This is a genomic window from Anaerococcus sp. HMSC065G05, from assembly GCF_001812365.1.
GTDB classification, from domain to species: Bacteria; Bacillota; Clostridia; order Tissierellales; family Peptoniphilaceae; genus Anaerococcus; species Anaerococcus vaginalis.
On the sequence record NZ_KV808699.1, the window covers coordinates 86,473 to 98,909 of the forward strand.

Here is a 12,437-nt window from a genome sequence, read left to right on the forward strand (position 1 = left end):
TATAATTTGATAGAAAACGCAATAAAATACAACAACAATAATGGATTCGTAAAAATTTATTCCAAAAAAAATAAAGACTTTGCAGAAATTTATGTAGAAGATAGTGGAATAGGAATAGCAAATAGCGAAAAAGAAAATATCTTCAAAGCCTTTTATAGAATAAAAGCAAACGAAGAAATAGGCTCAGGACTAGGACTTTCTCTAGTAAAAGAAACAATAAAACTTCATAGAGGAAAAATTAAAGTTTTAGACAAAGACAAAGGAAGCCTAATAAAAGTTTCCCTACCAATTTCTAATTTATAAATAATTTTAAGCACAAAAAAACTAGGCGCAAAGCCTAGTTTTTTAATTAAATTTCTTCAGCATTTATAATTTCATCATTGAAACCGTCTTTGTAGTCATCATTTTTAACTATATGTTTATTAAATATTTTATCTATACCAATAGAGATTGCTGTATCTCCTGATATATTTGCAGCGGTTCCAAATGAATCTTGAGTTAGATAAAGTGTAATCAACAATGATGCAAGCTCTCCTTCTGAAGGAATTCCTACAACTGGTAAAAATGGTAGGGCACTCATTACAGCTCCACCTGGTGCACCAGGTGCTGCAACCATAGCTATTCCCAAAATTGCCATATATCTTAACATTAATAAATAAGAATGATCCATTCCATACATTGTTAAAATTGTAAATGTGCAAGCTGTAATTGTAATCATTGAGCCTGGCATGTGAACAGTAGCTCCAAGAGGAATTACAAAATCTCTTATTCCCTTGCTAACACTATTTGACTTAGCACATTCTAAGTTTACAGGAATTGTTGCAACAGATGATTGAGTTCCAACTGCTGTTAAATATCCTTTGATTTGGTTTTTGATTAAAACAAGAGGATTTTTCTTTGTATAAAGACCATTTATTATAAATAAAGCAGATATGTATAATAAGTGAAGAGCAATTACACACAAGAATATTTTCCAGAAAATTGAAAGAACTGCAAATACAGAACCTGTAAATGCCATTTTTGAGAAATTACCAAAAATAAAAAATGGTAATAATGGAACAATTGCTGTTGATAAAACTTTTGTAATTATCTCATTAAATTCTCCAATTAAACCATAAGAATATTCTCCCTTACCATGTTTTCTTAACCAAGAAATTGAAATTCCCATCATAAAGGCAAAAATAATTGCTGATGTAACATCAAAAAATGGTGTGATAGGCACTTCAAAAAATGGATTAACTTCAATTTCACTTGAAGCTTGGATTTTAGCAACTTGATCTTGACTTATAAAAGCTGGGAAAATATTTGAACTCATTAAATAAGATAATGAACCACCAACTAATGTTGACGCATAAGCAATAAGAACAGTTACAGCAAGTAACCTTCCAGCTCCTTCTCCAAGATCTGCTATTCCTTTAGTAACAAAAGCGATTATCATAAGTGGGATAACAAAGTTTAAAAATGCACCGAAAATTGATGAGAATGTAACTGCAATTCTTACAAACCATTCAGGCAAATATAAACCAGCTAAAGTACCTAAGGCAATCGCTATCAATAATTTAGGTATTAAACCAAGTTTTTTCTTTTCAGATTTACTCATAAAAATTTAAACACTCCTTTTTTAGCTATATTTTTATGTAAAATATATAGCTCGTAACGTGACTACCTATCCATTATAGGACATAAAGAAAAAAAGTGCAAATAAAATTGCACTTTTTTAACAAATTATTATCAATTTATCTTATTTTTGGTCATATTTTCTTTGAAGTTCAGAAATTAAATTATTATCATCAAAATAATTTATGCCCATAGCGTCTTTTACTTGTTCAAGTTTCATTTTTCCATAAGCACTTGCCTCTTTCGAACCATTTTCCATAATTTCAAATAATTTGGAAATATCTTTTTCATAATAAGCTCTTTTTTCTCTAACAGGAACAAGAAAATCTTCCAAAACTTTATTTAAGAATTTTTTAATTTTTACATCGCCAAGACCACCACGTCTATAATGATCTTTTAATTCATCTAAATTTTTATATTCTGGCAAGAATTTTTCAAAATGATAATCTTCACAAAAAGCATCAAGATAAGTAAATACAGAATTTCCCTCAACCTTTCCTGGATCTGTAATTTTTATATGTCCTGGATCTGTAAACATTGACATTACTTTTTTCTTTACTTCTTCTTTTGAATCTGATAAGTAAATACAATTATCCAAAGACTTACTCATTTTTGCATTTCCATCAATTCCTGGAAGTCTTCTACAAACTTTATTTTCTGGAATTACTGCTTTTGGTTCTCTAAAAATTTCTTTATAAGTACTATTAAATGAACGAACCAATTCTCTAGCTTGTTCAAGCATTGGCTCTTGGTCTTCTCCAACTGGAACAATATTAGAATCAAACAAAATAATATCTGAAGTTTGGCTAACAGGATAAATTAAAAATCCAGTTGGAAGACTTGTTTCAAAATTTTTAGATTTTATTTCGCTTTTTACAGTAGGATTTCTTTCAAGCCTTGATAGGGTAACTAAATTTAATAAATAAAAAGTTAATTCTGTAAGCTCTTTTACATAAGATTGAACAAAAAATGTTACCTTATTTGGATCAAGTCCAACTGATAAATAATCAAGCATAACTTCTGTAATATTTTCTCTGATTTTTTTTGGATTATCAAAATTATCAGTAAGAGCTTGAGCATCGGCAATCATAACATACATTTTGTCATAATTTCCTTCATTTTGCATTTTAACCCTATTTTTTAATGAGCCAACATAATGGCCCAAATGAAGTTTTCCTGTTGGTCTATCTCCAGTTAAAATTATATTTTTCATTTTTTCTCCTTTTTAATAAAAAATAAGGGAAAGATTATTCCCTTCCCTTATTAGCTAAATATTCATCTATAAATCCGTCAATATCTCCATCCATTACACTTTCTACATTTCCAACTTCAAAATTTGTTCTATGATCTTTAACCAAAGTGTATGGATGAAATACATAAGATCTTATTTGATTTCCCCAAGCTATTTGGGTGTAATTTCCTTGAATATCTTCAATTTTTTCCCTGTGTTCTTCTTCTTTAATTTGAATAAGTTTTGCCAATAGAAGTTTCATTGCTGTTTCTTTATTTTGAGTTTGACTTCTTTCAGCTTGACTTGATGCTATAACTCCTGTTGGGATGTGGGTAATTCTTACAGCAGAATCAGTTTTATTAACATGCTGTCCACCTGCTCCACTTGCCCTATAAGTATCAATCCTCAAATCTTTTGGATCAATTTCTACACTCATATCATCATCTAATTCAGGAAAAATATCAACTGATGCAAAAGAAGTGTGGCGTCTTTTCGAAGAATCAAAAGGAGAAATCCTTACAAGCCTGTGAACGCCTTTTTCTCCTTTTAAATATCCATAAGCAAAAGAGCCTTTCACATGAATTGTTGCAGATTTTATACCACCAGCTTCTTCGTTATTTAAATCTGTTACATCAAATTTAAAATTTCTTTTTTCGAAAAATCTTGTGTACATTCTCATAAGCATTTCTGCCCAATCAGTAGCTTCAAGTCCACCAGCTCCAGCATGTATTACAAGATAGGCATTATTTTTGTCATATTCTCCATCAAGCTCAGTTTTTATTTTAAAAGATCCAATTTCTTTTTTTAATGAATTTAAAATTTCTTCAATTTCATTTAAACTTTCTAAATCTTCATTGCTTTCTTCAATTATATCCAAAAGATCAGATTGGTCTTTTAATTCTTCTTCAAAGCTTGTAAAAGTTTTAAAATTTTCTTTTTTATCTGACAAATCTGCCATTATTTCTTGAGCTTTTTGGCTATCATCCCAAAAATTTTCTTCTAGAGTTTGTTTTTCAATTTGTTTTATTTCTGTATTTAGCTTTTCTGGGTTAAGATGAGAGCCAATCATATCTAGATTTTTATCAAGTTCTTTAATGATTTCTCTTAGCTCATAAATTTCTGCCATCTAATTACCCTTAATGTGTCCTTTTTTAGCTTCTCTTTTTAATCTTCTTCTTTCAGCCCTGTTTGTTGCTTCTTCTGGATTCTCAGGATTTTCAAATCCTTCTTCATCAGGTTTTAAAACTTGTTTTCTTTCAATATTTTGTCTGATTTCAACACCCATCATAAGTCTTACAGTTTCTTCTTGGATTGCATTAGTCATTTCTTCATACATATCAAAACCAGTATTTGTGTAAGCTCTTACAGGATCATCATTTCCCATTGCCCTTACACCAATTTCTTTTCTCATTTGATCCATTGAATCGATGTGTTCCATCCATTTTGTATCAATTACTCTAAGTAAAACAACTCTTTCAACTTCTCTCATGTTTTCTTCGCCAAATTGTTTTTCCTTATTTTCATATTTTTCTAAGCTTGTTTGGTAAATATAATCTATTAGTTTTTCTTGAGTAAAATCATTTATATTTTCAAACTTCAATAATTCAACAGGAATTGCAATTGATTTTAAATGATTTAATAATGCTACCATTTCCCAATTTTCTGGTTTTACTTGTGGATTTGTAAATGAATAAACGGATTGGGAGATTGAATCTTTTATCATTCCAAGAATTGAATCTCTCATATTTTCTCCGTAAAGAACTTGTTTTCTTTCGTTATAGATTATTGTTCTTTGTTTATTCATTACATCGTCGTATTGAAGAACTCTTTTTCTTGTTGCAAAGTTATTTGCTTCAACTCTTGTTTGAGCTTTTTCAATTGACCTTGTAACCATTTTTGAAACAATTGGTTCATCTTCTGGATAATTATAATTTTCTACAAATTTTGAAATTTGTTCTCCAACATTAAGTCTAATCAAGTCATCTTTTAATGAAATAAAAAATCTTGATTTTCCTGGATCTCCTTGCCTTCCAGAACGACCTCTCAACTGATTATCAATTCTTCGTGATTCGTGTCTTTCTGAACCAATTATATAAAGTCCACCGACTTCTCTAACTTTTTTAGCTTCTTCATCTATGCCAGGTTTTACTAGAGATTTGTAGTGTTTATATTTTTTTCTTGCTTCTAATATTTCTTGGTTATCTGTTTCTTGGAAAGAGTCAACTTGTTCAAGCAATTCTTCTGAAATTCCTTCTCTTTTCAATCTTTGCTTTGCCATGTGATCGGCATTTCCACCAAGCATAATATCAGTACCACGGCCTGCCATATTTGTTGCGATTGTTACAGAATTTAATCTTCCTGCTTGAGCAACTATATCAGCTTCTCTTTCGTGGTTTTTTGCATTTAATACAACGTGTTTTATTTTTTCTTTTTTAAGAGCATTTGATAATTTTTCAGAATTTTCTATTGAAATTGTACCTACAAGGATTGGTTGACCTGTTGCATGTACTCTTTTAATTTCTTCAATTATCGCATTATATTTTCCATTTTCATTTATATAAACATAATCTACATCATCAACTCTTTGAATTGGTTTATTTGTAGGAATTTCTACAACGTCTAGATTATAAATTTCTGAAAATTCTTCTTCTTCTGTTTTTGCAGTACCAGTCATTCCTGATAATTTATCATACATTCTAAAGTAATTTTGGAAGGTAATTGTAGCAAGAGTTTTTGATTCTGATTGAACTTCAACGCCTTCTTTTGCTTCAATTGCTTGGTGAAGACCATCTGAATATCTTCTTCCTTGCATGATACGTCCAGTAAATTCATCTACAATCATAACTTCGCCATTATTTACTACATAATCAATATCTCTTGTCATTGTAGTGTTTGCTTTCAAAGCATTGTTGATGTAGTGAGCAAGTTCAAGATGTTCTGGATCTGATAAATTTTCAATTCCAAAGAATTTTTCTGCCTTTGCTGTACCTTGTTCTGTAAGGTTTGATGATTTTCTTTTTTCATCAACTAAGAAATCTACTTTTTCTACAACAAATTCTCTATCAAATGGATCTTGATCTAAATCTTCATTTGGATCTAAAATTCTTCCTTCAAGGCCTTTTATAAATTCATCTGCTTTTACATAAGTATCAGTTGATTCATCGCCTTCTCCAGAAATAATAAGTGGTGTTCTAGCTTCATCTATTAAAATTGAGTCAACCTCATCGACTATGGCATAGTGAAGTCCTCTTTGAACCATATTATCCTTATAAATAACCATGTTATCTCTTAGATAATCAAAACCAAATTGGTTGTTTGTTCCATAAGTTATATCACAGTTATAATTTTTTTGTCTTTCTGAATTTGTAAGTCCATAAATTATACAACCTACTGTAAGACCTAAAAATGAATAAACTTTTCCCATCCACTCTTGGTCACGCTTTGCAAGATAATCATTTACTGTAACTATGTGAACGCCTTTTCCATCAAGGGCATTTAGATAAGCAGGAAGAGTTTCAACCAAAGTTTTTCCTTCTCCTGTTTTCATCTCTGCAATTTGTCCATTATGTAGAACAATTCCACCAAGTAATTGAACTGGATAGTGTTTCATTCCCAAAACTCTATCACTTGCTTCTCTTACTGTTGCAAATGCCTCTACCAATAAATCATCAAGACTTTCGCCCTTGTTTAATCTTTCTTTAAATTCATTAGTTTTATCTTGTAACTGTTTATCTGTTAATTTTTGCATATCTTCATCTAGTGCCAAAATTTTATCAACCAATTTTTGGTTGTTGTCAATTTCTTTTTGACTAAATGATTTAAATATATTTAATAACGCCAAATCTTTCACCTCTAATTCTCTGTATATCCTACCCTTTTTATAAGCTTTTGGCAATAAGTTAGGATTAAACTATCACAAATATAATATTAAATGAAAATTAACAAATTGTAAAATAAATTTACAAATTTATTTATCATAATTTTCTTTTAAAAAATCAATCGCTTCTATATAACCATCAAATCCCTTGCCTTTAATAGTTTTTTTTGCAAAATATGAAACATAAGATATTTTTCTAAAATCTTCTCTTTTATCTACATCTGTCAAATGCACTTCAACTGTTGGAATATTTACAGCTTTTAGCGCATCCAAAATTGCAATTGATGTATGAGTATAAGCTGCTGGATTTATTACAATTCCATCATACAAATTATAAGCTTCTTGAATTTTATTTATAATTTGTCCTTCAGAATTTGATTGGTAAATTTCAATTTCAATGTCCTTTTCTTTAGTGTATTCTTTTATATATTTTATTAAATCTTTATAATTTTTTGAGCCATAAATATTTTTTTCTCTAATTCCAAGCATATTTATATTTGGGCCATTAATTATCAATATTCTCATAAAATTTCACCTCAATTTCCTTAGCACATTCAAATAAATTATTATTTTCCACCTCAAAATCTTTAAAACTGTCATATAATTTTTTCTCTTTTTATATAAATCAAATAAATTATATTTTTTTGAAATAGGTCTTCCCTCTGTTTCTAGATTTTCTAAATTTCTTTTTACTTCTACTATTAGAGAATTTTCTTTTAGGAAATAATAATTTTCTTTTCTTTCAACAACTCCTCCACCACAACTTATAATAAGAGAAGTTTTTTTTGAAATTTCTTTTATTATTTCACTTTCTTTTTTTCTAAATTCGTCTTCCCCATATTTATTAAAAAATTCTTCAATATTTCCATATTTTTTTACAAATTCTAAATCAATATCGACAAGTTTTCTATTCATATTTTTTGCTAAAATTTTTCCAAGGCTGGTTTTGCCTACTGCAGGCATACCTATTAGGGCTATATTTATTTTTTCTTTATAAATTGATTTTTTCATTTTTTCAATCAGCGATTCATCAATTTTTTTATCTAAAAATAATTCGCTTGCTTTTACTGCTTGGGCAAGCAACATATCAAAACCTGTTGCATATTTTATATTTTTTTCTTTGGCACAAGCTATAATTTTTGTCATATATGGATTGTAAATTAAATCTACAACTGCCTCTAAATTTATAAAATCATCAAGGTCAATTTCTTTTAAATAATTTTCATTATTTGGATACATTCCAACAGGAGTTGTATTTATTATAATTTCAAAATCAAAATAATCTTTTGCATCTTTAAAATACGGTTTATATTTTCTTGACAAAAATACTATTTTTTTTGCACCTTCATCTTTTAAAACTTGGCTTACAGTTTCTGATGAGGCGCCTTTTCCTAAAATTAAGCATTTTTTATCTTTTACATTTATTTTATTTTTTCTCAAATTATAAGAAAATCCATAATAATCAGTATTGTAACCGTAAAGTTCTCCATTTTTATTTACAATTGTATTTACTGCTCCAATTTTTTCTGCTTTTTTTGAAACAAAATCTAGGTATTTCATTACTGTTTTTTTATAAGGAATTGTTACATTTATTCCTTTAAAATCTTTTCTTTCAAAAAAATAATCTAATTCTTCTTCGTTTTTTTCAAAATATTGGTAATTATAAAAGGCTATTTTTTCGTGTATTATTTTTGAATAAGAATGAGCTAAACTTTTTCCCAAAAGTCCATATTTTTCTTCTTCTTTTTGTAAATTTTTCGATTGATCCATAATTTCTTGAAAAATAGGAAGAAAATACTCGCCATATTCAGGACTTTCTTCTTTTATTTTTTTTAAAATTTCTCGCTCTCTTTTTGGATCGTAAATTTTTTTATTGTGGGAAATTTTGTAGGCTCTAACTTTTTTTGAAAGGTCAAATCTTTTTTTCAATAAATTTATAATTTCTTCATCAATTTTATTAATTTGATTTCTAATCTCTTTTAAATCTTCCATTTAAGCTCCTAAATACTCAATTTTCCCTCCTAATTTTTCAAAAGTTTTAAAAAATGAAGGATAGGATTTGTTTACTGCCTTATAATTTTTTATAATAATGTCATCTTTTGCCATCAAGGAAGCGATGCTTGCTGCCATTACAATTCTGTGATCGTTAAAAGAGTCGACTTCTCCTCCTATAATTTTTCCTGAAATTTTTAGATTATCTCCAATAATTTCGCATTTTGCTCCCAAATCATTTAGCATTTTTGAAGTTGATTCAAGCCTATCACTTTCTTTAAGCCTCAATCTTTTTCCATTTGTAATGTAGGAAGTTTTATCTAGGTATGTTAGAAGAAGAGCAAGTATGGGACAAAGATCTGGAATTTGAGAAATATCTATTTCAAGTGTCTTATTTTCATTTTTGCAAAGTTTTATTTTATTTATAATATCTATAATTTCCCTATCTTTTTGCAAGGAATCTTCTTTCAAATTGTTGATTTTTATTTGAGAATTTATAAGATTTGCCCCATAAAAAAAGGCAGCATTTGACCAATCTCCTTCAACATAATAATTATTAGGCGATTTTATTTGTGGATTTTCTATAAAATAAGAATTATTTTCTTCTTTTACATCTACATTAAAATCTTTTAAAACTTTTCTGCTTATGTTAATATAGCCAAGCGATTCGGGTTTTTCTTTTAATTTTATCAAAGTTTTTCCAGATAATTTGTTTGACGCAAGCATAATTGCGGTAATATATTGACTGGATTTATTTTCAAAAAATTCAAAATCTCCACCAAATAAATTTCCCTTTATCGTATAAGGAATTTTATTAGATGAAATTTCAAGACCATGCTTTCTCAAATTTTTTATTAATTCATAATTTGGTCTTTGACTTAATCTTTCCTTTCCAATAATTTTTACTTCTTTGGCAAAATGATTTGCTACAGCTGTAAAAAATCTTAGTGAAGAACCCGACTCGAACATATCTATTGTGGCTTTTTCTATTTTTTCTTTTGGAGGAATTACTTTTACAAAATTTTTAAATTTTTCAATTCCAACTCCCAAATTTATTAAAGCATCAATAGTTACATTTATATCTTTTGAAAATTCATTAATATAAATATTTGTAGGATTTTTACAAAGACCTGCCAAAATCAAAGCCCTATGTCCATAAGATTTTGAGGAAATGGCGTCAATTTCTCCTTCAAGCCTTGATGGATGAATTAAAATATTATCTGTTTTCATAAATTTTCCTCAAATCCTTTAAATCTATATTTAAAATTTCGCAAGTTCCAAGATTTCTCACAACAATTATATTTATCCTGTCATTTCTTGATTTTTTATCGACCATGCAAACTTTTAATATTTTTTCTGTATCAAATTCAATTTCTTTATCAAGATTATATTTTTTCAACACTTTTATAAAATCATCGTAAAAACTTTCGTAAAAATTTTTAACCATAATTTTCATACCAAGAGCAACCGCATGGCCATGGCTTATTTCAAAATTTGAATTTTTCTCTATAGCATGGGCAAATGTGTGACCATAATTTAAAATTTGCCTAATACCAAAATCTTTTTCATCATCTTTAACCACATCTTTTTTTATATCCAAGCATTTTTTTATAATTAATGGGAGATTTTCGTAAGTTTTACTTACATTTTCTTTTGAAATTTCATCAAAAATAGACTTGTCCCTAATCATTCCATATTTTATAGCCTCAGCCAAACCATCATTAAAATAATAATCCGAAAGAGTTTTTAAAAAATCTGTATCTATAAAAACTTTTTTGGGTTGGTAAAAAGTTCCACACAAATTTTTCCCTGCCTTCAAATTCACAGCAGTTTTTCCTCCAACTGATGAATCAATTGCTGATAAAAAAGTAGTTGGAATTGAAATGTAATCAATTCCTCTAAGATACAAAGATGCAACAAGCCCAGAAATATCTCCTACAACTCCTCCACCAAAAGCAATTATTAAATCGGACCTTCTATATTGATTTTGTGCAGCAAATTCTAAAATTTTTATCAAATTTTCTGTTGATTTAGAATTTTCTCCGTTTTTTATTATAAATTCTTTATAAAAAAATCCGTCAAGCTCTTTGATTAATTTTTCTTTGTGGATTTTATAAACTAAGTCATCGCTTATAATTAAAATTTTTGAATTTTTATAATTTTCTTTTAAATATGTATTTAATTTTTTTATAATATTTGAGCCTATTTCTATTTCATAGGGATTTATTAAATCTACACTTAATTTCATTACCACATCTTCTTTCTTATGTCATTTCCTTTTTTTAGTTGGGCTTTTAATCTATCTACGTCATTATTTTTCAAATCATTTTTTAATTCTTCCAAGTTTTCTATCATTGTATTTATGTCTTCAATCAAAAAATCCTTGTTTAATAAAAATAATTCTGACCATAAGTTTTCATCAATCTTTGAAACTCTTGTCATATCTTTTAAACTTCCAGCAGAAAATCCGTCATGGTAAATACTTTTTTGATTTAATGCATATGCATTAGAAATCACATGGCATAGTTGAGATGTAAAAGAAATCATTTCATCGTGTTTTTTGGGACTTGCCTTTACAAATTTGTCAAATCCAATTTTTTTAAATAAAGAAATTTCCTCATCATCTAAATCATCAACATAAATCATAGAAGCATTTTTGTATAAATCTTTTAAAGAAGATTCAAAGCCATAAACTTCTCTACCAGCCATAGGATGAATTGATTTATATACGAAAGAATATTTTTCTGATAATTTTTTTATATATGGATACAAATTATTTTTTACTCCGGAAATTTCCATAACAGTTTTGGATAAGTATTTATAATTTTTTCCAACAAAATTTTTTATGGTTAATGGATTTAAACAAATAATTGTAAGATCCATTTTTTTTAATTCATTCTTATCTTCAATTATTTTTATACCAAAATTCTTGGCCGATTTTTTCGTTTTTTCATCAATATCATAGCCATAAACTATATTATCACTATACTCTATAAAAGCCTTAGCAAAAGAACCGCCCATTAATCCTAAACCAACTATAGCAATTTTTTTCATTATTTATCCCTCATATTTAAATATTTTTATTTATATTATATCAAAAAAAATTTTAGTAAACACAAAAATACTGCTGCAAAATAATTTGCAGCAGATAATAATTTATATTATTCAGGAATAATTAATCCGTAATGTCCATCTTTTCTTTTATATACAAGTCTTGTTTTCATTTCTTCATCATCTAAGTATATAAAGAAATCATGATTTAATAATTCCATTTGCATACAAGCTTCTTCATCGCTCATAGGTCTTAGAACTATTTCTTTTTGTCTTTTTATTTTTGGAATATTTTCCTCTTTTCCTTCTTCAATGTTATCAAAGGATTCAAATTTAATTGATTCACCATTTCTTCTATTTCTTTGTAATTTTGTTTTTTGTTTTCTAATTTGACGAACCAAAGCATCTATTACCTTATCAATTCCTGTTGAGAAATTATCATTTACTTCCTCAGCTCTTAAAATTGTTCCGCCTTTAAGAAAAATGGTTGATTCAACTTTTTTTAAATTACCTTCGGTAGAAAATTTGAGGTCCATTTCTTCTTCCTTGTTGAAATATTTGTCAAGCCTATCAAATTTTTCCTTAGCTTCTTCTTTTAAGCTTTCATAAACATTGATGTTTTTACCTTTAATATTTAATTTCATATTGAACCTCCGTCATTTTGATATT

At 27.9% G+C, this 12,437-nt stretch carries 11 protein-coding genes; 1 reads left to right on the top strand and 10 read right to left on the bottom strand.

From position 1 onward, the window contains the following. Positions 1-6: 6 nt before the first annotated feature. Positions 7-303, top strand: coding sequence for a sensor histidine kinase (locus HMPREF2852_RS10020; protein WP_261668043.1), 297 nt, complete (start codon positions 7-9; stop codon positions 301-303). Positions 304-349: 46 nt separating this feature from the next. On the opposite strand, the gene HMPREF2852_RS04145 is transcribed toward HMPREF2852_RS10020, so the two are convergent. From HMPREF2852_RS04145 to hpf, 10 genes are all read right to left on the bottom strand, one after another. Next, on the bottom strand, positions 350-1,600 hold the full coding sequence (locus tag HMPREF2852_RS04145) for a dicarboxylate/amino acid:cation symporter (RefSeq protein WP_070606072.1): 1,251 nt from the start codon (positions 1,598-1,600) through the stop codon (positions 350-352). 141 nt (positions 1,601-1,741) lie between these two features. Continuing rightward, positions 1,742-2,830, bottom strand: coding sequence for a tryptophan--tRNA ligase (gene trpS / locus HMPREF2852_RS04150; RefSeq protein ID WP_070606075.1), 1,089 nt, complete (start codon positions 2,828-2,830; stop codon positions 1,742-1,744). Positions 2,831-2,864: 34 nt separating this feature from the next. Further along, the gene (prfB, locus tag HMPREF2852_RS04155) at positions 2,865-3,974 is read right to left on the bottom strand and encodes a peptide chain release factor 2 (protein WP_070606077.1); all 1,110 of its coding nucleotides are present in this window, start codon (positions 3,972-3,974) and stop codon (positions 2,865-2,867) included. Next, complete coding sequence (gene secA / locus HMPREF2852_RS04160) at positions 3,975-6,689, bottom strand: preprotein translocase subunit SecA (protein ID WP_039920545.1); 2,715 nt, start codon at positions 6,687-6,689, stop codon at positions 3,975-3,977. A gap of 126 nt (positions 6,690-6,815) precedes the next feature. Further along, positions 6,816-7,250, bottom strand: coding sequence for a type II 3-dehydroquinate dehydratase (gene aroQ / locus HMPREF2852_RS04165; RefSeq protein ID WP_070606079.1), 435 nt, complete (start codon positions 7,248-7,250; stop codon positions 6,816-6,818). 6 nt (positions 7,251-7,256) lie between these two features. Continuing rightward, on the bottom strand, positions 7,257-8,717 hold the full coding sequence (locus tag HMPREF2852_RS04170; RefSeq protein ID WP_261668045.1) for a shikimate kinase: 1,461 nt from the start codon (positions 8,715-8,717) through the stop codon (positions 7,257-7,259). Beyond that, positions 8,718-9,947, bottom strand: coding sequence for a 3-phosphoshikimate 1-carboxyvinyltransferase (aroA, locus tag HMPREF2852_RS04175; RefSeq protein WP_070606081.1), 1,230 nt, complete (start codon positions 9,945-9,947; stop codon positions 8,718-8,720). After that, on the bottom strand, positions 9,934-10,965 hold the full coding sequence (gene aroB, locus HMPREF2852_RS04180) for a 3-dehydroquinate synthase (protein WP_070606083.1): 1,032 nt from the start codon (positions 10,963-10,965) through the stop codon (positions 9,934-9,936). The genes aroA and aroB overlap by 14 nt, the downstream gene beginning before the upstream one ends. Further along, complete coding sequence (locus tag HMPREF2852_RS04185) at positions 10,965-11,771, bottom strand: prephenate dehydrogenase (RefSeq protein ID WP_070606085.1); 807 nt, start codon at positions 11,769-11,771, stop codon at positions 10,965-10,967. Before HMPREF2852_RS04185 ends, aroB begins: the two co-directional genes overlap by 1 nt. 107 nt (positions 11,772-11,878) lie before the next feature. After that, positions 11,879-12,412, bottom strand: coding sequence for a ribosome hibernation-promoting factor, HPF/YfiA family (gene hpf / locus HMPREF2852_RS04190; RefSeq protein ID WP_004839118.1), 534 nt, complete (start codon positions 12,410-12,412; stop codon positions 11,879-11,881). Positions 12,413-12,437: the final 25 nt, after the last annotated feature.